Source organism: Paenibacillus harenae (assembly GCF_030812415.1).
Classification (GTDB): Bacteria; Bacillota; Bacilli; order Paenibacillales; family Paenibacillaceae; genus Pristimantibacillus; species Pristimantibacillus harenae_A.
Genome location: NZ_JAUSST010000004.1, coordinates 625,800 through 648,553, shown reverse-complemented (window position 1 = coordinate 648,553; position 22,754 = coordinate 625,800). Strand labels below are relative to the sequence as shown.

Annotated in this window: 18 protein-coding genes and 1 pseudogene; 4 read left to right on the top strand and 15 right to left on the bottom strand. The window is 52.3% G+C overall.

The window, feature by feature from the left end:
- Window positions 1-24: 24 nt before the first annotated feature.
- Window positions 25-1,401: an MFS transporter gene (locus J2T14_RS17785; RefSeq protein ID WP_307472833.1), complete on the bottom strand. Its 1,377-nt coding sequence runs from the start codon at window positions 1,399-1,401 to the stop codon at window positions 25-27.
- 159 nt (window positions 1,402-1,560) lie between these two features.
- Here J2T14_RS17785 and J2T14_RS17780 point away from each other — a divergent pair, with 159 nt between their 5' ends.
- Window positions 1,561-2,460, top strand: coding sequence for a LysR family transcriptional regulator (locus J2T14_RS17780; protein ID WP_307199990.1), 900 nt, complete (start codon window positions 1,561-1,563; stop codon window positions 2,458-2,460).
- A 44-nt stretch (window positions 2,461-2,504) separates the two neighbouring features.
- On the opposite strand, the gene J2T14_RS17775 is transcribed toward J2T14_RS17780, so the two are convergent.
- Entirely contained in the window at window positions 2,505-4,799 is a 2,295-nt protein-coding gene (locus J2T14_RS17775) for a glycoside hydrolase family 127 protein (protein WP_307472832.1), read from the bottom strand.
- A gap of 247 nt (window positions 4,800-5,046) precedes the next feature.
- On the opposite strand from J2T14_RS17775, the gene J2T14_RS17770 reads away from it, so the two are divergent.
- On the top strand, window positions 5,047-5,895 hold the full coding sequence (locus J2T14_RS17770) for an AraC family transcriptional regulator (RefSeq protein ID WP_307472829.1): 849 nt from the start codon (window positions 5,047-5,049) through the stop codon (window positions 5,893-5,895).
- A gap of 36 nt (window positions 5,896-5,931) precedes the next feature.
- On the opposite strand, the gene J2T14_RS17765 is transcribed toward J2T14_RS17770, so the two are convergent.
- From J2T14_RS17765 to J2T14_RS17730, 8 genes are all read right to left on the bottom strand, one after another.
- The gene (locus J2T14_RS17765) at window positions 5,932-6,258 is read right to left on the bottom strand and encodes a glycosyl hydrolase family 28-related protein (RefSeq protein ID WP_373458164.1); all 327 of its coding nucleotides are present in this window, start codon (window positions 6,256-6,258) and stop codon (window positions 5,932-5,934) included.
- A complete protein-coding gene (locus J2T14_RS17760; RefSeq protein WP_307472828.1) occupies window positions 6,255-7,874 on the bottom strand; it encodes a glycoside hydrolase family 43 protein in 1,620 nt (539 codons plus the stop codon). Before J2T14_RS17760 ends, J2T14_RS17765 begins: the two co-directional genes overlap by 4 nt.
- Window positions 7,871-9,454, bottom strand: a complete 1,584-nt coding sequence (locus J2T14_RS17755; protein ID WP_307472826.1) for a glycoside hydrolase family 43 protein — start codon at window positions 9,452-9,454, stop codon at window positions 7,871-7,873. The genes J2T14_RS17760 and J2T14_RS17755 overlap by 4 nt, the downstream gene beginning before the upstream one ends.
- A complete protein-coding gene (locus J2T14_RS17750; protein ID WP_307472823.1) occupies window positions 9,455-10,588 on the bottom strand; it encodes a glycoside hydrolase family 88/105 protein in 1,134 nt (377 codons plus the stop codon).
- Window positions 10,589-10,623: 35 nt separating this feature from the next.
- On the bottom strand, window positions 10,624-11,505 hold the full coding sequence (locus J2T14_RS17745; protein WP_307472820.1) for a carbohydrate ABC transporter permease: 882 nt from the start codon (window positions 11,503-11,505) through the stop codon (window positions 10,624-10,626).
- Between the two features lie 21 nt (window positions 11,506-11,526).
- Window positions 11,527-12,486, bottom strand: a complete 960-nt coding sequence (locus J2T14_RS17740; RefSeq protein WP_373458163.1) for an ABC transporter permease — start codon at window positions 12,484-12,486, stop codon at window positions 11,527-11,529.
- Window positions 12,487-12,603: 117 nt separating this feature from the next.
- On the bottom strand, window positions 12,604-14,136 hold the full coding sequence (locus tag J2T14_RS17735) for an extracellular solute-binding protein (protein WP_373458170.1): 1,533 nt from the start codon (window positions 14,134-14,136) through the stop codon (window positions 12,604-12,606).
- Window positions 14,137-14,373: 237 nt separating this feature from the next.
- The gene (locus J2T14_RS17730; protein WP_307472817.1) at window positions 14,374-15,897 is read right to left on the bottom strand and encodes an extracellular solute-binding protein; all 1,524 of its coding nucleotides are present in this window, start codon (window positions 15,895-15,897) and stop codon (window positions 14,374-14,376) included.
- 166 nt (window positions 15,898-16,063) lie between these two features.
- Here J2T14_RS17730 and J2T14_RS17725 point away from each other — a divergent pair, with 166 nt between their 5' ends.
- Entirely contained in the window at window positions 16,064-18,280 is a 2,217-nt protein-coding gene (locus J2T14_RS17725; protein ID WP_307472816.1) for an AraC family transcriptional regulator, read from the top strand.
- A 307-nt stretch (window positions 18,281-18,587) separates the two neighbouring features.
- Here J2T14_RS17725 and J2T14_RS17720 read toward each other — a convergent pair whose 3' ends face one another.
- The 3 genes and pseudogenes from J2T14_RS17720 to J2T14_RS17710 form a co-directional block, all read right to left on the bottom strand.
- A complete protein-coding gene (locus tag J2T14_RS17720) occupies window positions 18,588-19,289 on the bottom strand; it encodes a vWA domain-containing protein (RefSeq protein ID WP_307472950.1) in 702 nt (233 codons plus the stop codon).
- A 42-nt stretch (window positions 19,290-19,331) separates the two neighbouring features.
- Window positions 19,332-19,850 (bottom strand): annotated as a pseudogene (locus tag J2T14_RS17715) (TerD family protein); the annotation flags it as partial.
- Window positions 19,851-19,876: 26 nt separating this feature from the next.
- Window positions 19,877-20,614 (bottom strand): hypothetical protein, encoded by a 738-nt coding sequence (locus J2T14_RS17710; protein WP_307472815.1) that lies wholly within the window; start codon window positions 20,612-20,614, stop codon window positions 19,877-19,879.
- A gap of 188 nt (window positions 20,615-20,802) precedes the next feature.
- Here J2T14_RS17710 and J2T14_RS17705 point away from each other — a divergent pair, with 188 nt between their 5' ends.
- Window positions 20,803-21,108, top strand: coding sequence for a cyclic-phosphate processing receiver domain-containing protein (locus J2T14_RS17705; RefSeq protein ID WP_307200014.1), 306 nt, complete (start codon window positions 20,803-20,805; stop codon window positions 21,106-21,108).
- Between the two features lie 127 nt (window positions 21,109-21,235).
- On the opposite strand, the gene J2T14_RS17700 is transcribed toward J2T14_RS17705, so the two are convergent.
- Entirely contained in the window at window positions 21,236-22,003 is a 768-nt protein-coding gene (locus J2T14_RS17700) for an amino acid ABC transporter ATP-binding protein (RefSeq protein ID WP_307472813.1), read from the bottom strand.
- A gap of 61 nt (window positions 22,004-22,064) precedes the next feature.
- A complete protein-coding gene (locus J2T14_RS17695) occupies window positions 22,065-22,742 on the bottom strand; it encodes an amino acid ABC transporter permease (RefSeq protein WP_307472811.1) in 678 nt (225 codons plus the stop codon).
- Window positions 22,743-22,754 lie beyond the last annotated feature (12 nt).

The window sequence follows — 22,754 nt, the reverse complement described above, 5'->3', positions numbered from 1 at the left end:
CCACGAAAATAAATATTAGAATATTCAAACTTTCATCGTCATGCGATCCCTCGCCGATCTGCCGAACTTATACCAATAGAACAACAGAATGCAAATATGCAGCATCCCAAGAACGAAATAAAGATTGCTGTATACGAATGCCTTCGGTTCCATGATCATCGGATTCCAACTCATGCCGGACCCTTGATCCACGATCTTTCCGTATATGCTTGCCGAGACGGCACCGGCCATGAAATTAGACATGGCCAGCAGTCCCATTCCGACCCCGATCCGCTCCTTCGCCAGCGTCCGTGAAATTTGGTTGGACAAAGCCATGTACAGGAACGACTGCCCAACAACACCGAAGATCAGGAAACCCGCAATCGCTATCGGCGATTGTTCCGCGAATGAAGACATTAAGGCAAAGCAGAGCAACAACATGGCGGACGCAGAGAAAAAAAGAAACGGTATTCCCTTCACATCCGCCAGCTTGCCGCCCCTCCTTCCCAATATCGCCGCCGCAGCGGCCGCCGGCACCATCACGAAACCCGTCATTCCCGTATCCAAATGATGGACCTGATTCAATAGCTGCGGGGTCAGAAAATAAAGCGAATACCCGATGCCCGTTGCAAGGAAGGCCAGCGTTAACCCAAACGCATATCCTTTATTGCGAAGCAATCCCAAGGGAACAAAAGGCTCCGACGCGTACCGGATTCGCTTGACGAACGAGACGAACAAGACTGCACAGCCAATAACCGCTAACCAAGCTTCATACGTAATGGCAAGAAGCAGCAATGCAGCCGCTCCCACGAGCAACCCGCCTCCGAGCCAATCGATGCGACCGGCTTTCACGGTCTCATCTTTCAGAAATTTTCGATAATAAGGCAGCGCGATTAAGGTCAGGACCGGCATGAAGAACAGCCATCGCCAATGAAGAGAACTGACCACGAGCGCGGCAACCACCGGGCCAAGCGCACTGCCGATCGACATTCCGGTCATCGCGATTCCCAATGCCCGCCCGCGATGTTCTTCCGGATAATAGCGTACGGGAATGATGCTTGCCGCAGCCGGAATGACTGCCGCTCCCGCAGCTTGTATAACCCTGCCGAGGAGAACCATCCAATAAGCCCCAGCGAACAAACCGAATAGAGAGCCAAGCGCCAACAAAGCGAAACCAAACGTCAGCACGTTTTTCAGTCCGTACGTATCCGCCAGCTTGCCATAGATAACGGTCCCGACCGCGTAGACCAGCAAATAACCTGACGTTACCCAACTGACCTGGGCGATGGAAAGCTGAAATTGTTCGGCGATATCGGGCAATACGATGTTGAACATCGTTGCGCTCATGACGGAGATGAGCAGTGTGGATGCGAGAATGTAGATGATCCGTTCCTCTTGTTGCTGCTTGACTCGTATTTCCACTTCTCCTAACCCTCTTTCTCTTGCATAAGCCTATTTCCCGGGAAAGTATGACGTATTCTCGCTTGCGTAATGTTATTTTATAGCCGATAATCAATAAATAAAAATACATCTTTGAACATATAACTTATTCCATTCAGTATATAAGAGGAGGATAAGACATTGGAAATGTTGCAATTGCGGTATTTTCAGAAAGTAGCCCGAATGGAGCATATGACGAAAGCCGCCGAAGAGCTGCGAATCGCTCAGCCCGCTCTGAGCAAAACGATTGCCAGGCTGGAGGAAGACCTGGGCGTTCCTCTATTCGATCGTATCGGCAAGCAAATAAGGCTGAATGCGCTTGGCAGAACCTTTCTGGAAAAGGTGGATGCGGCGCTTGAGCTGCTTGAAGAAGGCCGTCGCGAGGTGTCCGACCTGGGAGGCCTGCAGTACGGCAGCATTCGACTGGCCATGACGACGCTGGATCGCTTATCGGATCCGCTCGGCGCTTTTCTTGCGCATTTTCCCGACGTCAATATCCAAATCACGCAAGCGGCGACGGGGGAAATGGCTCGAATGCTGGGGGCCGGAAGCATCGATATCGGCTTTACGGCATTGCCTATCGAACAAGCGGGATTGACCTCCGCAATCGTCCTTAAGGAAGATGTATATCTCGCCGTCCCGCGCGACCACCGCTTCGCCAATCGCGGTTCGATCCATCTCAGCGAGGTTGGCGACGAGCCGTTTATCGGTTACAAGGAAGGGTTTGTCATGCAAAAAATGAACGAAACCTTTTTCCGTAAAGCCGGCATATCGCCGAAGTTCGTCTGCCAAGTCGATGAACCCGCGGCTATCGTCAGCCTCGTTCGCGCCGGTCTGGGCGTAGCTATGTTCGGTTGTAAGAGCGGCGAAGCAGCCGGCATTACGCTGCTGCGCGTCGAGTCCCCCGTATGCCATCGCAGCTATCGAGTTTACTGGTCGGAGAACCGCTATTTGTCCCTGGCAGCCCGCAAGTTTCTTGCCTTTATCGAAGATTATTTTCGTGAAGACGCTACCATGCAGCATTCACCGTTGGCAAAATAAAAAAGACCGCATGGAGCTGAGCTCCCTGCGGTCTTATCGTATGCCTATTCCTCTATCGGCTTCATCGTACGCAATATCCCATAGATGCCGTTCGTCTGCTCTTCCGGCACGAACTTGATCTCTACTTGGCTCTTGCCTCCGATAAGCTCGGCCGGGATCGGGTAATGCTTCGTATCGAATTCGCGCCGCCACCATTCGGGACCGGATCTCTCGCTGACAAACAATTGATCATCCACATAAATATTCATGACGCGGTCGCGATTGTGGCCGAAGTACATCACTTGCAGCACATTGTCGCCCGCCGGATCGACGTTCAGCTTGTAGCTGAACCAGCCGCCGCCATGCGCCAGCCTGCCGTTCTGACCGTCCCATGCGCCGCTGAACGTCTCCTCCCCCTTGATTTCATGCTGGAGCTCGTATTGATCGTTGCCGACTTGGACGCTGTCGATCGTAGCATCCTTCACGAGCTGCTCCCATCTGCCCCGCTTCAAATGCCGCTTCAGCTCATCGGAACCCGCCTCGACGATGTTCCAGTAGATGCCGTAACGTTCATGGTGCTGCTTGTAATGAGGGGTGAAGATCAGTCGATCGTCCTCATCGGTATTCCGAAGTCTGAACGTCAAGGAATCCGCATCTTTGACGACATGCTGCCCGGCGCCTTCCAGCCACTCTTCAGGCGTCATGTCCGTCGGGATAATAAAGTCTTTGACGAGCATCCTGCGCGTCGGGACGCGAACCATAATGCCTGTCGAAGCTTGCGTCATATCCTCCGTTCCAAGCGCTGCGCTCAGTACAACCGGACCGTATTGGAAGCCTACGACGTTCCGGTTATCCGGCAAGCGAGAGACGATCAGCTTCATCGGAAGCGTCAGCTCCAGCGTGTCGCCGTGGCTCCATGTCCTGTCCACAACGATGAAGCCATCAACGGCTTCGGCTGCTGCCGAAGCGCCATTCAGCTTCACGACAATGTCGCCTCTAACCCAATAGGGTACGCGGAGACTCAGTTTGAGCGGCTTCGCTTGTCCGTCTTCGATTTCCACTGTAAACGTCGTTTGATCGCTCTCCGGTATGCCCGAATATTGCGTAATCCGCACGCCCTGCTCGCTCCATTGCAGCGTCGAGCTCACATATTGATTCACGAACAGCTCGTTTCCTTTATGGAAGTAGATGCTGTCGTTCAGCTTCGTGAAACTTTCCATCCCCGTGCCCGTGCAGCACCAGAAATGCTCGAACGGCGAGCTGTATATTTTGAAATAACCCGTCGCCATCGGCTGGAAGTACATCGTCATGCCCGTCTCCGGATTTTGCGAGGAGAGGATCGCGTTCACGTAGTTCGTCTCGTAGAAATCGGCATACTTCCGATCCTTCGTCAGCTTGAACAGCTCGCGGGTCAGCTTGAGCATATTGTAGCTGTTGCAGGTTTCGCACGTAACATCCGTTCGCTTGCCGTTCAGTATATTCGGCTCGCCGAAGTGCTCCGACTCGCTATTGCCGCCCGTCATATAGCTATGGTTGTAAACGACGATATCCCAGAACTGCTTCGCCGCCTCCAGATAAAAGACTTCGCTCTCGCCAAGCGCCAGATAACGGTTCAATGCGCCAAGAAACTTCGGAATCGTCGTATTGGCGTGTTTGCCTTTCAGAATATCCCGGCCTTGCGCGGTCGCTTCGAACAAGGGCAGTTCGTCGAACTTATGCGCTGCGTCCAGATGCTTCGCGTCGCCCGTTATTTTGTACAGGTCATATAAGCAATCATTCATTCCGCCGTATTCCACCGCAAGCACCGTTGCCTGCAGCTCATCCGACCAACGCGACGTGCGCGAGGCCACCCAATCGCCTAACCGGACGACGGTATCTAAGGCAACCTTGGACCCCGTAGCCCGATAGACGGAGATCAGACCCGCGATGATCTTGTGCATCGTATACCATGGCACCCAGGCCGGCTGCCTGTTCTCGACATTGTCGATCAGCTTCTCGGGGAACGCCGACAAGTATCCGTCATCGAATTGGCATTGTGCCAGCTCGGATGACAAATAGGCAAGCTTCTCCAGCAGTACGGGATCTTTCGTATTCGCATAGGCTTGCGACAGCGCCGTCAAGTAATGTCCAAGCGTATGCCCGCGAATCTCCGTATTTTCCCATCCCGGATAAATCTCGGCTTTAGGCTCAAGCCCCCGATTCGAACGAAAACCGGCCAACAGGCGGTCGATGTTATAGCTCTTCAAATAATCGAGCTCTTTCGCAAAGGCATTGACGTGATAAGCTCCCGTCAGCACCACCCTCTCGAGCCCGAAGTCCAGCAAATCGTCCCGTTGCAGCGCCGCTTCTTGTATGTTCATAACAAATCCACCTTCCGTATACCGTTAATATAGCGCTCTCATTGCTATCTACAGAATAGCGTTATACGGCGTGCAAGATAAGTGGCGAAACGTTCGAATTAGTGTAAAAAAGTCAGATCTTTATGTGCGCCTCTCTCAGACAAAAACATTAAACTATAGGGTTGTTATAGCTCATAACGCCTGTTATCCTATTAATGACACGTTTAATAAAGTGTGAAAAGGTTAGATAAGGAAGGTGAAGCGTCGAATGCTCGGATATAAGCTTAACGTGGAAAAACCGCTAGCCTTGAAGATGACGGGCAAGTTCGTCTCTCCGTCTTCCGATTGGATTCATATGAGCAGGATCCTTACGGATTACGAGCTGTTCGTGCAGACGAAGGGGCAATTATATATTGCGGACGAAGAGGAGCAGCATGTGCTTCAGGAAGGCGATTTTCTTCTCATGCCGCCCCGCACCAAGCAATTTGGCTACCGGAAGTCGGATTGCAGCTTTTATTGGATGCATTTCACGGTGGATGACTCCCTTACGGGTTGCTGCGATGTCGAGTCCTATGCTCCCGAGATGGGAAGTATTATCATCCCTCGCCAAGGCACGCTCAATAACGACAAAATCGTCGTTCTGATGAAGCAGCTGCAGGATTCCGTGCGAAGCTATCAGGATCAGACATTGAACAATTATATGGCAACAAGCATCCTGTGCGAGCTCTATAACCAAGCCTACTTGTCCAAAAACGCGCCGAACAAGAAGCTGAAGCAACTTCAGCTATACAATGATATCGTCGATTATATGACGTGGAATCGGTTCGAACAGCTGAAGGTCTCGCAGATCGCCGATCATTTCGGTTACAATTCCAAATACTTGTCCCATCTGTTCTCGACAATCGCCGGCGTGTCGCTCAAGCAATATATCATGCAGCAGAAGATCGAAGCCGCCTCCTTCCTGCTGACGGACACGAACCGCACGATCAATGAAATCGCGCTGCAGCTCGGCTACCACGACAGCCAGCATTTCATGAAGTCGTTCAAGCAAATGACGAACCTGACCCCGACGGAATTCCGCAATTCTTCGGCCAACCGGCTGCTGTTCTATGTCTAGCCCGTTTGAAAATGAGGCTATACATTTCGCTGCCGATCACGAAACCGCCAATGGATAGCTCTCGAATTGGCGGCTGAACGAAATGAGCGCGCCGGCAGCCGCATGCAACTCGATCTTGCTTCGAAGGACTATCGGACCGGTCAACCAAATCCCGGCCGGTATAAGAACGCGTCCGCCTTCCGCCGCAGAGCAAGCTTCGATAGCCCGCTCGATGGCGTCCGTGTTATCCGTTAATCCGTCCCCTATTGCACCGTATAACGTAATATCGAAGATCCGACCGGGGATGTTCGGCAGCATAACCGCCGGAAATTCCGCCTCATCGTTATTAGCCGCTCCCTTATAAGCAAGTTCTTCCCGGCTCATGCCTGCCGCCCCCCTGCTTCCAAGCTGACCTTCTCGACTTGCTTCGGCTCCGTTACGCGAAACCAATCGAAGTCCGCATAACCTCCCCGCTCCTCCCGGCCTTCATGAATGGCGAAGATTCCAACTTTCGCCCCTACCCAGCGACTTTCCGTCGCGGCGAACGGCCTCTCGCCGATCGGCTGGAAGCTCTCCCCGTTCACGCTATAGCTAAATTCGCACATAGCCCCGGAACGAATGGATACGCTCAGCCACACTTCTCCTTCTTCCAAGCCGATCCGATTGTGCCATAATACCGATTCCGCACTTTCGTCCCCTTCGGAGTATCCAAGCGCCAGCTCGCCTTGCTCATCGCGAGTGACATAGAAGCTTGCATGCTTGAAGCCGAAAATAACGAGGCCCGCTTTGTCCCGAGCAGAAAGGCTGCAGCAAGAAAGCTTCACGCTCGCATCGAACGCCTCGGCGGGAAACTTCTGCATCAGCAATTGAGGCACCGCATACAGCGACTTGCCGCTTTCCGGCGGAACAGGCCACGCATGCAACCGCAGATGACTGGCCCGCATGCCCGGCGTATACCAGCTCTCAACCGGATTAGCCTGCCACTGCCACTGCAGTCCAAGCGCCATCCCGTCGAACTCATCGGTCGTCTCAGGACATGCCGGCGATGCTCCGCCAACTTCTACATTCGGCTTCCGATACCGGTTAACGGGTTCGCCGATGCCGTCCCCGTTGCGATCCTCGCCCATCATCGGCCAATCCTCCACCCACGAAACGGGCTGCAAATGGACGATGCGGCCGTAAGCTTCTTTATCCTGAAAATGCAGAAACCATGATTCGCCTGATTCCAGCTCTACCCATCCGCCCTGATGCGGGCCGTTAACGTCGCTGTCGCCTTGGTGCAGCACAACCTTATCCTCATAAGGTCCGTACGGGGAGCTTGACCGAAGCACCGTTTGCCAGCCTGTCCTAACGCCCCCCGCCGGAGCGAAAATATAATAATAGCCGTTCCGTTTGTACATCTTCGGCCCTTCCATCGTCGGGTGGTTCTCCGTGCCGTCGAAGACGATTCGCCCTTCGCCAAGCAAGCGGCTGCCGTCCGCCGCCATCTCGCATAATCGCAATACATGCTTTATTCCGCTGCGGCTGTTCGCGAACGCATGAACCAGATAGGCTTTGCCATCCTCATCCCATAATGGGCACGGATCAATTAAACCTTTCCCTTCCTGCATGAGAAGCGGTTTCGTCCATTCCTCGCCAGGATGCTTGGCCGTCGTCATGAAGATGCCGACGTCGGGGTCGCCGTAGAAGATCCAGTACTTGCCCGCATGGCACCTTATGCTCGGCGCCCATATGCCATTGCCGTGCTGCGGCCGGTCGAAGCCGGGCAAATCCATCTTTTGAACGGCATGATTGATAAGCGTCCAATTGACAAGATCCCGCGAATGCAGGATCGGCAGTCCCGGAAAATGGCTGAAGCTGGAGGCCGTCATATAGAAATCGTCTCCGACGCGTATGACGTCGGGATCCGAGTAATCGGCATGGAGCACCGGATTGCGGTAGGTTCCGTCCCCTTGATCGGATACCCATGGGCTCTGCTTTTGCTTCCCGGCTGCGTTCATACTTCTTCCCCCTTATATTCGAACCAATCAAAGTCGGCATATCGATCTGCACTCGAACGCTCGCCGCACGACGTCGCGTAGAGACCGATATACGCGCCGACGAAGCCGCCGGCAACATCCGAGCTTAACAGCCTGCCGTCTACATCCGCCGCGAGTATCTCCCACTGCTCCGCCTGCTTTGCATAGTCGAAACGATAGAGCTGTCCGTCTGCTTCTACTTTCAAATAAAGCTTGCCAGCTTCGCAAGCCCGCTCGGCTATGAATCTCTCGATTCCGTCCCGCCGCTCGATAAGTCTTACAGCGGTCATTCCGTCCACCATGCCGTATTCGGCACGCAGCTGAAAATCATGGTTTTGCAGCAGGACAAGCCCCGCAGCCTCTCCATTAGCGGCAGGAGCGAATTCCATAACCGTTCGTGCCGCGAATCGCATATGCTGCTGACGACGTCCGATGAAGCTCGGATTTTCCGCCCTCGCAATGGACTCCGGCTTCAGCCGAAGCCGCAAATAGCCCTGCCGCTCCGTCAAGCTTAGAAACTCTCCTCTAGGCGTCCTGATGTAATTCCATCTGTCGTCCAGCACCTCGCGGTCGAAGTGGTCGCATGCCGGCAAGCTTGGGTAGCGATGCTCCGGCAGAGCAGGCCGCCGCGACTCCATCTCGACGATCCCCTTGCCGGGGTTGACGACCGGCCAGCCATCCTCCCAAGCGACCGGCACGAGAAACGTTTCCCGGCCTAGATTGCGGTAGGGGCCGCCGAATGGTCGTGATGCAAGGCATACCATCCACCATTCGCCTGCCTGCGTTTCCACAAGATCGGCATGGCCGACGTTGACGATGCCGCTGCTTTGCCCCAGATGGCGATGCGTCAAGATCGGATTCGCTTTGCAGCCCTCGTACGGTCCGGTTAAACGTTCGCTTCTGGCTACGGTCACCGCATGGGTAAAGCCGGTCCCGCCTTCGGAGATGAGCAAATAATAATAGCCGTCCCGCTTGTAAATATGCGGTCCCTCCTGCGCGTGCGCATACTTAAGCGCGCCGTCCCAGAGGCTGAACTTGTCGCCGATCATCGTCCTGCGTTCCAGATCGTATTGCTGCAGCCATATTTCCATATGCTTCGGATATTGCTGCCCTTCGGGCGGAACGCGGTTGGCGGTCACATACGCTTTGCCGTCGTCGTCGAAGAAGAACGAGCTGTCGATGCCCGGCGCGTCCGGCATCCAGACCGGATCCGACCAATCGCCGGCCGGGTCCGCGGACGTCACGTAGAAGTTGCGACGCGCACCCGTTTGACTGACGACGAACGTCGTAATCATATAGAACATGCCTGCATGGTAGCGGATGGTCGCCGCATAGATCCCTTTCGAGCATGGCGTGCCGTCCAGATCGAGCTGGGAAGGACGGTCGAGCACATGGCCCAGCTGCCGCCAGTGGACGAGATCCTTGCTATGAAACAACGGTACGCCCGGATAATACTCGAAGCTGGACGTCACCATGTAATAATCGTCGCCTGCCCGGCATATGGAAGGATCGGGGTAAAAGCCCGTCAATATCGGATTGCGGAACGCATCTTTCGTTTCCATTTAGAGCCGCTCCTCCCCGCCGCGCATGCCTAATTCGTCCATCCCCGCGCAAGCCAAGACGAATGCTCCGACGCCATGCAAGTCGTTCTCGCTTACCGGCCGGGCAACGTAGTAATCGTATTCACCCGCGGATGTGCCGATACAAATATCCGGAACGATTATGCCTCGTTCGTCGTGTTTCAATCTCTCTATCAATCCTTTATAGCCTCTTCTTGCCGCGGCGATCTCGGCTTCCGCGAGACAGCCGTGTTTCGCCGCTTTGGCTATCGCGTAGACGAATAAACTCGTGCATGACGTTTCCAGCCAATTGTCCGCCCGGTCCCCCTTATCCACGATCTGGAACCATAGTCCGCTAGTCTCGTCTTGAAAAGGCAGCAGCGCCCGAACGAATCGACCGAGCGTCTCTCGCCATTGGGCAGCCGCCGGGTGCTCGGCGGGCAAGCAGTCCAGAAAGTCGGCAAGCGCCATGCCGTACCAGCCGAGCGACCGTCCCCATAGCTCCGGCGAGCAGCCCGTCTCCGGGTTCGCCCAAGGAAAGCTGCGGATTTCATCCCATGCATGGAACAGCAAGCCCGTCTTCTCGTCGGTCATATGCTTCCGCATAAGGCGCTCCCACTTTACGACCATATCGACCAGCCCGCCGTCGTTCTCGTACCGCTTCGCATATTCAAGGGCGAAGACGCCTCCCATATATAAGCCGTCCAACCACATTTGGCGAGGGTACTTGTCTTTATGCCAGAATGCTCCTTCGGACGTTCGGTTAAGCGACCCGAATAGACCGCGCAATCTGTTCGCCGCCTGGCGATACCGCGCATCGCCGCTTTTCTCTTCCAAAGGAAACAGCAGCAGCCCCGGCATAATGGCATCCAGCTCGTCTCTTGCAAACAGCAAATTGCCGCAATCGTCGATTAAACCGTCGGCATAACGTTTTGCATAATCGTAGTAAGCATCATTGCCGCCTTTGCTCCACACCTGAAGCATGCCATGCAAAAAAATACCCTGATGATAGTGCCATCTGCCCGCCGGCGGCAGTTGCTCCGGCGAATAGCGGGCGACGATCGAATCGCAGGCCGCCTGCGCCCATTCCAGCGGCGCCGTCGACTCCTTGTCCGTGATGGACATTATCCGGTTCATACGCTTTCCAGCTCCTTTTTTTATGCGATTTCAGCTTATCCTTTGATCGACCCGATCAGCGCGCCCTTGGCGAAATGTTTCTGCAGAAACGGGTAGACGATCAAGATCGGCACGGTCGCGACGACGATGACCGCCATCTTGATCGTTTGCGCCGGAGGCGCGACATAGTCGTTTCCGAAGTCCGAAGTGTCGCCCGCAAGGCCGCTGGCCAATACGACGATTTGCCGCAAAATGACCTGTACCGGCCACTTGGCCGCATCATCCAAATAAAGAATGGCCGGGAGATACGTGTTCCAATACGTAACCGCATAAAACAACGAAATCGTTGCGACGGCCGGGATGGACAGCGGAATGACGATTTTCGTAAATATGCCCCAATAGCCCGCGCCGTCGATTTTGGCCGATTCCTCCAGCCCGTCGGGCAGGTTCTGAAAGAAATTGCGCATAATGATCAAATTAAACGCATTAATAGCGGTCGGTACGACGAGTGCCGCGTAGCTGTCGATTAACCCCATCTCCTTGACGACGAGGAAGCTCGGAATAAGGCCGCCGTTGAACAGCATCGTGAACACGACGATGAACATTATCGCGCTTCTTCCAAGTAAATGCGGCTTCGATAAGCCGTATGCCATTAGCGCGGTCAACAGCATGCTGAACAGCGTGCCGAATAAAGTGACGCCAACCGAAACGCTCAGCGCCTTGAAGATGACATCCGTCGAAAATATGAACTTATAGGCTTCGAGCGACCATACGGTAGGAATAATGACGAATTGCTTGCGGGCAAGCTCGCCTACCGTCGTGAAGGAGCCCGCGATGACATGAATGAAAGGCAATATCGTAATGGCTGATAGAATGAACAGCAGTGTGTAATTGACGGCGTCGAACAGCCGTCCTCCGATCGATTTATCCTGCAGCATAGGCTGCGCACCCCCTTTCGATTAATAAACCCCGTCTTCTCCGGCTTTCTTCGCGATCCAGTTCGCGCCCATAATGAGGACGAGGCCAACGATCGATTTGAAAAATCCGACAGCCGTGCTGAAGCTGTATTCCCCTTGCTTCAAGCCTGCCGTATACACATACGTATCGAAAATTTCCGCCACTTCCTGATTCATCGAATTAAGCAGAAGGAAAATATGTTCGAAGCCAAGCTCCAGAACGTCGCCGATTTTCAAGATGAGCAGCACGATGATAACGCTTCGGATCGACGGGAGCGTGATATGCCAAATTTGGCGCAGGCGGTTCGCGCCGTCCATGCGCGCAGCTTCGTAAAGCTGCGGATCGATCGCGGCCATCGCCGCCAAATAAATAATCGTACCCCATCCGGCCTCGCGCCAAATGATCTGAAGCACGTACATCGGCCGAAACCATTCATTGCTCATCAGAAAATTGATCTTCTCGAAGCCCATCCAGGCGAGCAGCTCATTAATAAGGCCCCTGTCCATGGACAGCATAATGAAAGAAATCGATACGATGATTACCCACGACATGAAGTGCGGGATATAAACGACGGTCTGAACGAACCTTTTGAAGAACGAATGCCTCACTTCATTAAGCATTAAGGCAAGAATAATCGGTATAGGAAAGAAAAACAGCAAATTCATGGCGAATAAAATGAGCGTATTGCTAAGAATGATCAAAAAATCGGGCTCGCTGAACAGCCGCTCGAAATGCTCGAAGCCGACCCATTCGCTCTTCATAAGCCCTTCGTAAGGCTTGTAATCCTGAAAGGCGATAACAATGCCGCCCATCGGCAAGTACTTGAATATAACGAAAAACAAGAGACCCGGAATAATCATCAGGTAAAGCGTCCGATCCTTCCACATCCGTCCCCACTTGCCCGTTGTTCGTTTTTCGGCCGCAGCCGTAATCGAAGCGGTCTTGACTGTTGCAGCCTTCATCCTTATTCCATCCTTTCTTTGCCAAAGATTGAGACGGCTGCGCGATCTGGAGCCGGCGCATCCTGCCGGACGACGTCCGGTTTGCCCTGATCGGCAGCCTGCCTCACTCGGATCTCATTACGCGTTGTACTCGTCGATAATCGCCTGTCCGCCGTCCTTCAGCCATTTGTCTACCGCTTTCTGGAAGCCAGCCTCGTCGATATCGCCCATCATGTACTTGTAAGTCGCGTCCTTAACGATTTCTTGCAGTCTTTCGCCTTTCTCGATATTCGTCTTCGACTCCAGCGAGAGCGTCGGATCGTCGATCAAAATGTTTTCGTTATCTTTAATAAGCTCCTCGGATTTGGCTTTGACCGGCATCGGGAACTTCGGATCGAGCAGTTCCTCGATCGTGCCTTGTCCGCCGATTTGCAGAGACAGGTAAGGCTTTACTTCGCGGTTGGTCAGATCGGTATCTTCCGTCGGAATAGCGCTTCCGCCATCGATCTTATGATGCTCGCCCTCGATACCCCACTGGATGAGGTTCGCCGCTACCGGCGACATCATATGATCGAAGAAGCTAAGCACCTGCTTCAGTTCGTCTTCCGATTTGATCGCGCTTTTCGGGAACAGGAATACCGAGCCGTATCCTCCGGTCGACCATATTCCGGTACCTTTTGGTCCCTCGATGCGGTTTTGGATGTCCAGCTCTCCGCTTGCGTTCACTTCCTTTACCTTATCCGTCAAGCTTTGCACGTCACCCATCGCGCCGATGTAGACGCCGGCTTTGCCGCTGGCGAACAAGCTTTGCTGGTCGTTCTTGGACGTTACCGGGAAATCCTGATTGATAAGACCTTCCTGGTGCAGCTTTTTGAAAAAATTCATCGTTTCGATATATTCGGGGAACATGAATTCGGGAGCCAGCTTGCCATCCTTCTCGCCCCAGTTGTTCGGCGTGCCGAAGTACGAGCTGACCGTCTTGAACGCTCCGTAGATCAGATCGCTGCGGTCCGTTAAGCCGAACGTATCATCCTTGCCGTTACCGTCCGGATCTTGTTCCTTGAATGCTTTCATTAAGTTGTAAAGCTCATCGATCGTTGTCGGAGCGGCAAGCCCCACTTTATCGGCCCAATCCTTGCGGAAAATAACGCCTTGGCGCGAAAGCGCGTTTTCACGGTATAACGCGTAAATTTTGCCGCCGACCGACGTGTTGTTCAGTACATCCTTATTAAGCTTGGACAAATTCGGATAAGACTCGAGCAGCGGTCCGATTTCCCAGAACTGGCCGTCCTTGATCGCATCGCGGAACAAGTTCAGGGAAGCCGCGTTTTTTAATTGAACCGCTTGCGGCAGAGACCCCGTTGCGAAAGAAGCGTTCATCTTATCGTCGTAGCTTCCGTCCGGCACCCACTGAATATCGAGCTCCGTATTCGAAATATCCTCCAGCATTTTTTCGATTTTATCCGACGGAACCTCCGGCTCGTGCAGATCCAGCATGATGGATAGCTTGAACGGCTCTGCCGGCTTCTCTGTCTGTTTGTCCGTTGCTTGCGCGCCGTCAGTCGGCTTCGCGCCCTGATCGTTCTTATCGTTGCCCGCATTGTTGTTGCCGCAGCCTGCCGCAAGCGTCATCGATAGCGCCGCAGCCAAAATAACGCCTTTCCGTTTCATAACCGTATTCATCGTTCGACCTCCAATTTTTGTTTGTGCTGGCCTTGCAATCCGAGCATAGACCATGACCCTCCATTCCGAATATAATCCCGGGATTTGACGGTGCAATCCGGCATGCCATGCGGCTTTCGGACGACTGCGGAAGCACTGAAGCAAATCCAAAGATTATGCTGATCATCCAAAAAAAAGCCCTGCCATGAGCTGGCTAAGCTCTGGCAGGACTTCCCATTCGTTCATCTATGAACCGGCAGCTTGCTTCCGTTTGTAAGCTTGCGTAAACTCCTCGATCATTTGATCTCCGCCCTCTTGCCGCCACTTGCCGACTGCCGAGTCAAACCCGGCAGCGTCGATATCGCCCAAAATATAATGGTAGGTAGCGTCGGCGATAAATTCGAGCAGCCTCTCGCCCTTATCGTTATAGGTGGCGGAATCGAGCGATACGGTCGGATCGTGGATAAGGATGTTTTCGTTATCCTTCACGAGCTTTTCGGCCTTTGCCCTCACCGGCAAAGACATGCCGACGTCCAGCATTTCGGGAATGGAACGATCTCCGCCGACCAGCAGCGCCAAATACGGCCTAACCTCATTGTTCAGCTTCACGTAATCGGTGATTGGCTCGGCTTTGCCTTCCGCCAGTTCATAATGCTCGCCTTCGATGCCCCAATAAACCAAATTGGCTAAATCGGGCTCCATCAAACGATCGAAGAAAGCCAACACCTCTCTCAGCTTCTCTTCCGTATCGATAGCCGATTTCGGAAACAGAACGACCGAGCCGTACCCGGGCGTAGACCATACGCCATAACCTTTGGGCCCTCGAACACGGTTCTGGGCGTCAAGCTCCGCCAAAGGCTCTAGTTCCGACAACTTCGCATGCAGGCTGACCGCATCACCAAGCGCTCCGATATATACGCCCGCCTTTCCTTGAATAAATAGCTCCTGCTGATCGGTCTTGCCGGTAACCGGAAACGCCGCATTCATCAAGCCTTCCCGATGCAGCCTGCGTAAAAAATCCATCGTGTCCTTATACTCCGGAAACATGAATTCGGGAAGCACCCTTCCATCCTTCTCTCCCCAGCCGTTAGGCGTGCCGAAATAGGAGCTTATCGTCTTGAAGGCGCCGTATATGAGATCGTTGCGGTCCGTTAACCCTATCGTATCCTGAATCCCATTGCCATCGGGATCCCCATTCGTGAATCTCTCGATCATCGTATACAGTTCTTCTACCGAAGCAGGAGCTGCGAGACCCAGCCTGTCCGCCCAATCCTTGCGATAAATGATTCCCTGCCTCGACAGCGGCCGTTCCTGGTACAAGCCGTATATTTTGCCGTCTACCGACGTATTGTCCAGCACCTCTTGTTTAAGCCTGCTTAAATTCGGATAATCGCTCAGCAGCGGGCCTATCTCCCAAAACTGCCCGTTGCGGATCGCGCTTCGGAACGTTAACAACGATGCCCCGTTCTTTAAAAAAACCGCCTGCGGCAACGTTTCCGTCGCAAGAGCGGCGTTGACCTTCTCTTCATAGCTTCCATCCGGTACCCATTGAATAATTAACTGGGACCCCGTTCGTTCCTCGATCATCGTCTCGATTCGATCGGAAGGGACAATGGTTGTATGCAAATTAGCAAGAATCGTAATCGCTTTGCCTCCGCTTTCGAAGGTATTGCGCTCCTGCGTGATATTGCTGCCTCCAGCCGTAGCGCAGCCGGATACGAACAAGGCGAAAAGGAGTGGAATAAGAAGCGTTCTAATCACTATTTTCATATTTTCAGCCTCCCAATGCCGAAATATAACGAATATGTTAAAATGGTAGAATCTATGAGCGGAAAGGCTGGAAATGTCGATGAAGCATAGCCTCTATACGAAATTGCTCCTGTTCGGATGCTTAATCAGCATTGTCCCTTTGACGGCTTTAGGATTTTTCTCTTCCATGAAATCCTCCGACGCTATCCAGCGCCATGTGAATGAAAGCAGCATTCAAATCATGAACCAGCTGAACGGCAACATGGAGCAGGTGCTTCGTACGATCGATTATACGCTTAACTATGTCATCAATACGAATCAACTGCAAGAAGCGTTATACCGTCCGATTACCTATAAGGACTTTCAGCTGTATAACCAGTTGAAAGAGGAGCTAAGCCTGCTGCAATCGCCCGATACGCGGGTAACGGATGTCATCATCGCCAATTCGGCATCCAATTGGGTGATTAATAATCGGGGTCTCTACCCGTTCGATGAATACGCTTCCAACAATCATATTACTACATTAATCGACCAGCCGGGCAAGAGCTCATACTGGACGATGCTCGCGACCGGCGACTTCGGCTCAAGCGATACCCAAAGCTACGGCTGTCCGCATACGCTCGCGCTCGTGAAGAAAATGCCGCTCCATACGTCCGACAAGCGCGGTGCTGCCATCGCTACCATTCCAAGCTGCAATCTCTCAGCCATGATCGACAAACCAAACGATTCGCGCGAGGTCATGGTGATGGACGAGAATTATCGGATTATCGTGCATAACGACCGTTCCAAGATTGGCACTTTACTGACGGCGAGCGGTTATGTAGAAGAGTCCGAGTTAACGAAGTTTTCCGGACGCGCCGGCCAATTCCAGAACGAAATGACGTCCATCACTTACGTTCGCTCCGATTTTAACGGGTGGACCTATGCTTCGTTCACCGATCTAACCGAATTCAACAAGGAAGCGCGGTCGATCGGCTGGTTTACGTTTTATGTTTGCCTATTCATTATTTTGATTGCCGTTCTACTTGTATGGCAAGGCAGCCGCAAGGTTTACTCGCCTATTCGTTCCATTTTCGAGAATGTCGCCGGTCGGTTGCCCGATATTCGCGCGCAAAATAAAAACGAGCTTCAAGTCATCGACGAGCATATTCGCGAGCTGTTTCACTCGAACGCCAATTTGCGCCATGAGGTTAACCAGAACAGCCGGCAGGTCCGAACCTATTTCTTGCTTAAAATGTTCCAAGGACAGCTCCAACCGGCGGAAATCGAAGAGAAAATCAAGCTTTTCGGCTATGAGGAGCAAACATCCTCTTGGGAGCATATGGCGGTATTGACGCTCCAGATCGATATTTTGAACGATACCCGTTATGAGCAAAAAGATTTGGATCTGCTGCTGTTCGCCATTACGAATATAATTGAAGATACCGTTCCGCCAGCCAACCGCCTGCACCCTGTCATTATCGATCAGACTCAGGCAACGCTTATCGGCAGCGGCCAAATGACTATAGATGAATTCCATAACTATATTTATAATTTGACCGAACAGATCAAAGAGAGCATGAAGCTCTACTTGCAGCTCGACGTCAGCATCGGAATAAGCCTGCCGTTCCGTAACCCGAGGCAAACCGCGCGCGCTTATCGGGAAGGTCTGGAAGCGCTGAAGCATCGGCTCAAGCTCGGCAAAGGAGTTATTATTCCCTACTCAAGCTTGAACGAAGGCAATCATACGCGCGTTTATTTCTATCCCTCTCAGCTGCATAACGAGTTGATCGACGCCATCAAGCTTACGGAAGAGACCCGTGCCCGCGAGCTGCTCAAGGAATGGCTGAGTGAGGTGTTATTGAAGGACCGTTCGCCGCAAGAATATCAAATATCGCTCATTAGGCTGCTTAACGACCTGATGGTCGTCATGCAAGAAGGAGGCGTTCAGCTGGACAAGCTGAATGCCAGGGAAGCGTCGCTCTACGAAGAGCTGATGCAATTATATGTTCCTTCGGAAATCGAGGATTGGTTCCAGAGACGCATTATCGGGCCGTTGATCGCCGTCTTCCGCGATCGCCAGCAATCCCAATACCAAAATATTTCGGAGCAAATCATCGAAATTATCCATCGCGAGTACGATACGGCCATCACGCTTGAGGAATGCGCATCCCGGCTCCATTACAACGTTTTCTACTTAAGCAGCGTCTTCAAGAAAGAGACGGACATGACCTTCAGCGATTACTTGTCGCAATACCGCCTCAAGCTGGCGACCAAATGGCTAATCGAGACGGACATGTCCGTCAAGGATATCGCCGAGCGGCTGAATTTCACCAATTCCCAAAATTTCATACGGGCGTTCCGCAAGCAAGAGGACATAACGCCGGGCCAATACCGCAGCAAATACGCCCGCCCCGACGCCTAACGTCCATCCGCATGCACAGGAGGATATCCCATCAAGAAACTTATGGGATATCCTCTTCACTTTTTAAACGTGCAGCCTCTTCAAATATCAATACTGCTCTGATTACTGCCCTTGCTTATTTCCGCTTTATCACACTCTCCCCTTTGCTCAGAAAATAGATTAAGAAGCCCCTTAGTTGTTGGAAATAGTGAGATAAAAAAGAAAGATATGTTGAAAGCTCAGCCTGAACGGATGGGAGAGTGCGATAACCTACCGCATTATTTCTTTCATGAAAAGACGAACAGCTGCCATCATTCAGAAATTCACTTTATCGGATGATTCGCTTCTGTTTTGCTTCCTTCAGCCAGGAAGGAAATTCATTCAGCAGCCGATCGTAGAGCTCTTCGTCCGACACCTTCTCGATCGCGTCCAAATGGATGAAGTTGGCGTTATCTACGACCCGCCCCTCCATCGTGTCCAGCTTCTTCAGCACCTCGAAATCCGACTGACCGATGCCGACGAACTGCCAGAAGATCGGCAATACGGAAGCGGAGGTGATAACCTTCTTAATCTGCTTTACGACGCCGCCGTCATTTATGAATATCAGGAATACGGGGTTCTGGGAGTCTTCTTCCTCCGTATACTTGCGAATTACATCCTCCATGACGGGCGGCTCGTTGTTCCGTCCGAACTTATGAATCGCATTATTATTCAATATATGCGTCTCCACATAGCGGCCTAGCTCCCGCTCTGTTACCGAAGGAAGCCGGCTGAATTCCGTATCGTATACCCACACGTCAAGCGACTTATTGTCGTCGAATTGGGTCGCAACCGCTAGAATCCGTTCGACGACCTCCTGAACAGTGCCGTTTCGGTACAAAGGCTGCATCGACCCGGTAATATCGAGGACGATCCCTACTCTGGCTACGACGCCGGTCAGCTTCTTTTTCTCGAGCGTGAATTGAACCGCTTTTTTGCGCAAATCGATAGTGGACGGAATCGCCGTCTCAACGGCTGCCGCTGCTTCCAGCGTGTCAGCTGGTGCCTCCACCTCTAAGCCGAAGCTTCTACATAAAGCGGCGAGCCCGCCATAGAAGCCGCTTCCGATAGCGCTGAACTTCCACTCTCCATTATGCCTGTATAGCTCGCCAATCACGATAGCCGTCTCTTTCGTCAGATCTCCGCCGTATTCGTATCTAAATATCTCTTCACCGGTAACCGAGTTCGTCAGCTGAACATATAACCCAGATACGTCCTGCATGTAGTGGCCGGACCGTTCGCCTTCGTGTATTGTCAAGGTAAAAGAGATCTTCGACACTTGCCCGGACACTCGGTTTAAAACAATCTTAATGGCTTCCTTCGCTCCCTTGTCTGTTGATTCGGCATGCATCAAAGCCCCGTCGCGCGTTAGCGGATTGCCATAAAAAATAAAATCCTCGTCACGCTCGCAGCGACCGCGGTCCGATAATAGAAACGCGGCTGCATCTATGCCCATGGCGGCATTCGCCGTTGTCCACCCAAAGTGCAGAACCAGTTCAGCCACGTTTCTTCCCTTGGTTACGTCCGTTTTTTGCCCTTTTAGCAGTATCATCGCTTTGTCTCCCTCTGCCGCATCGATTATCGAAACCACTCTGCTATCTGTCTGGCGAGCTTATCCTTATTTGCCTCGAACTGTATCCATCGATGTCCGTTCGCACCCGATGGATGCGGAAAATCAAACAAACACCGCTCGCGAGCCAACAAGCCCTTCGCTGCGAAAGACTCTATCACCTCGGCGACCGCCTTGCCAAGCGGGATGACGAGCGCATCCTTCACTGCTTGAAGCTCCGCCAGGCAGATTCGTTCCGCATACGGATAAAGCGTCTCCGACTTCAAAATCGACGGACTATGTCCGGTATAGTTATTGGCGTTCACGAAGACCGGGTAACGGATAGCCGAAGTCGTATGGAGCAGATCCCTGTCCTCTTCGAACAATACGACGCTGCTTGGAACGTCCAGCGCCTTATTCAGCTCCAGCTTGTCCAGCATCTCGATGAGATTCCGGCGCATCGTACCCGCGAAGCTGGCTTGTTTCTTCGCCTCGCGGTCAATTTGATCGAGCGGCACGCCCGCTTTCAAGCAATCCCGCGCGGTCTGAAAGGCGATTTGCATTTGCGTAAAGCCCGGTGTAATGCCGATAATGAACACTTTGGCGTTCTCATTAACGTATTCGTAGGGAATATAATAGAGCTTCATTCCATGAGAAGGATTCGCGTCTATCAGCAGGTCTTGCACAAGGAGCTGCCCCTTCGACAGCGGGCCGTTCGGCAGCGCACGAATGAAATCCGAATAGTGGTCCAGCAGTTTCTTCTCCATGTTGACTATCTCCCTCTTGCCTTGTCTGTCGCATCCAATACTTCTCCGGCCTTGCCATGCAGGCACATATATTGCTATTTTACCATATTCCAGGCAGCCTGGCTCTGAGGCGATACTGCCCAATCGTTCACCGCGCTGCTCACATAAAGTGAATGAATAATAGAACGGAGAAGAAAGGAATATGAACGATGAAGCTGTTTCTCGACGATAGAAGGCCTTGCCCCGCAGGCTACCGGTTGGCCCGTACGGCTGACGAGTGCATCTCGCTTATCAAAGAAAACGAGATCACCGTGCTTTCGCTCGATTACAACCTGGGCATCGGCCAGCCCAAAGGATACGCCGTTGCCAAATATATCGCCGCCAACGCCTCTTATCCTCCCAAAATCATTATTCATAGCAATGATCGGATTGGGAGAATACGGATGTACCGCCTGCTTCGCAAGCATATGCCTAGCCATGCGAGCATATCGATCACGATTCGCCCCGGCAAATGACTCTTTGAAAATTAGAAAAAAAAAGGTACAGCCCCCTCATTTTTAGTGAGTGACTGTACCTTTCCCTCGTCAACAGGGCTTTATCAGCGGCCTCGTCAACAGCTCCTCGTACATGCGAAGCAAGTCTCTATATTTGCTTGTTCTGAACAATCGAATCATTCAATCGTGATAAGAATAGCCGGGTCCGTTCATGAGTCGGCCTTTCAATGACTTGTTCCGGAGTCCCTTGCTCAACGATCACTCCGTTGTCCATAAATACGACTTGATCTGCCACGTCTCTCGCAAATTTCATTTCGTGCGTCACGATGACCATTGTCATCCCTTCGCCCGCCAGTTCCTTTATAACCTTTAGCACTTCTCCGACCAATTCCGGATCTAACGCCGATGTCGGTTCATCAAATAGCAGCAGCGCAGGATCAGTACCCATTGCACGGGCAATCCCAACCCGCTGCTGCTGTCCACCGGAAAGCTGATGGGGGAATGAATCGGCTTTTTTTTCTAAACCAACCTTCCTCAGAAGCTCCATCGATTTAATGCGTGCCTCTGTTTTCGGCTTTTTCTGCACAATAACCTGCGCCTCCATCACGTTCTGCAATGCAGTCCTGTGCGGAAAAAGGTTATAGGATTGGAATACCATGCCGGTCTGTCTGCGAAAAGCAAGTACGTCCGCAGCATTCGGTTTGGTCTGAGGGGAAAAATCAAGTCGGGAACTTCCGATGCTAAGCATCCCCTCGGTGGGATGCTCCAGCAAATTTACGCTTCGCAGCAGGGTCGTTTTCCCTGAACCGGAAGGTCCGATGATAACCATGACTTGACCTTTTTCAATAGTAAGATCTATGCCCCGAAGCACTTCATGATCCCCAAAGCTTAATTTCAGATTTTCTATTTTAATCATGGGTTTCTCCTTAGGATTTTGCACGTTAGCAAGATCCGTCATCGTAAGCATTCACTATCCTTTACCTGGCGGAAAATCGTTCAAACCGCTTCTCTAAACGGCGCTGCAAATAGGAAAGCACTGTGCTGAATAACAAATAGATCAAACCGGCTTCGCTATACAGCAATAATGGTTCATAGTAAAATGCCGTGATTTGCTGGGATTTCGAGAACAGCTCCGACATCGTAATGACCGCCGCCAGCGATGTGTCCTTTAATAGACTGATAAAGGAATTCCCCAGCGGAGGCACGGAAACACGGGCCGCTTGCGGCAAAATAACCCGGCGCAGCGCCTGTGAGCGCGTCATCCCAACGGAATAAGCCGCCTCCCATTGCCCTTTGCCTATGGATAGAATCGCGGCGCGAATAATTTCGGAGCCGTACGCTCCTACGCTGATTGAAAATCCTATAACGGCCGACGGAAAAGCATCAATGACAATACCGATGCTCGGCAGACCATAAAAGATAACAAATAATTGCACCAGCAATGGCGTACCCCGAATGATCCAAACATAAAACTTGGCGATAAGAACAAGAACCTTCCAATTGGAGAGCCGGGCGAGCGCCGTTAGAAATGCCAACGCAAAACCAATCGCGAAGGAAATCAACGTAAGCGGAATTGTAAAAGCTACCCCTGCTTTCAGCAGAGGTAGGAATGAATCAATAAAAATTTGAATGAGTTTTTCTGTTCTCTCGCTCATAAGTGTTTACCT

Bases quoted from the DNA above. Each gene is read 5' to 3' on its own strand.
- J2T14_RS17745 (WP_307472820.1), bottom strand. From the start codon at position 11,505: ATGCTGCAGGATAAATCGATCGGAGGACGGCTGTTCGACGCCGTCAAT.
- J2T14_RS17710 (WP_307472815.1), bottom strand. From the start codon at position 20,614: ATGGAGAAGAAACTGCTGGACCACTATTCGGATTTCATTCGTGCGCTG.
- J2T14_RS17705 (WP_307200014.1), top strand. From the start codon at position 20,803: ATGAAGCTGTTTCTCGACGATAGAAGGCCTTGCCCCGCAGGCTACCGG.
- J2T14_RS17700 (WP_307472813.1), bottom strand. From the start codon at position 22,003: ATGATTAAAATAGAAAATCTGAAATTAAGCTTTGGGGATCATGAAGTG.
- J2T14_RS17765 (WP_373458164.1), bottom strand. From the start codon at position 6,258: ATGAGCCGGGAAGAACTTGCTTATAAGGGAGCGGCTAATAACGATGAG.
- J2T14_RS17755 (WP_307472826.1), bottom strand. From the start codon at position 9,454: ATGGAAACGAAAGATGCGTTCCGCAATCCGATATTGACGGGCTTTTAC.
- J2T14_RS17760 (WP_307472828.1), bottom strand. From the start codon at position 7,874: ATGAACGCAGCCGGGAAGCAAAAGCAGAGCCCATGGGTATCCGATCAA.
- J2T14_RS17750 (WP_307472823.1), bottom strand. From the start codon at position 10,588: ATGAACCGGATAATGTCCATCACGGACAAGGAGTCGACGGCGCCGCTG.
- J2T14_RS17730 (WP_307472817.1), bottom strand. From the start codon at position 15,897: ATGAAAATAGTGATTAGAACGCTTCTTATTCCACTCCTTTTCGCCTTG.
- J2T14_RS17770 (WP_307472829.1), top strand. From the start codon at position 5,047: ATGCTCGGATATAAGCTTAACGTGGAAAAACCGCTAGCCTTGAAGATG.
- J2T14_RS17735 (WP_373458170.1), bottom strand. From the start codon at position 14,136: ATGAAACGGAAAGGCGTTATTTTGGCTGCGGCGCTATCGATGACGCTT.
- J2T14_RS17695 (WP_307472811.1), bottom strand. From the start codon at position 22,742: ATGAGCGAGAGAACAGAAAAACTCATTCAAATTTTTATTGATTCATTC.
- J2T14_RS17725 (WP_307472816.1), top strand. From the start codon at position 16,064: ATGAAATCCTCCGACGCTATCCAGCGCCATGTGAATGAAAGCAGCATT.
- J2T14_RS17740 (WP_373458163.1), bottom strand. From the start codon at position 12,486: ATGAAGGCTGCAACAGTCAAGACCGCTTCGATTACGGCTGCGGCCGAA.
- J2T14_RS17775 (WP_307472832.1), bottom strand. From the start codon at position 4,799: ATGAACATACAAGAAGCGGCGCTGCAACGGGACGATTTGCTGGACTTC.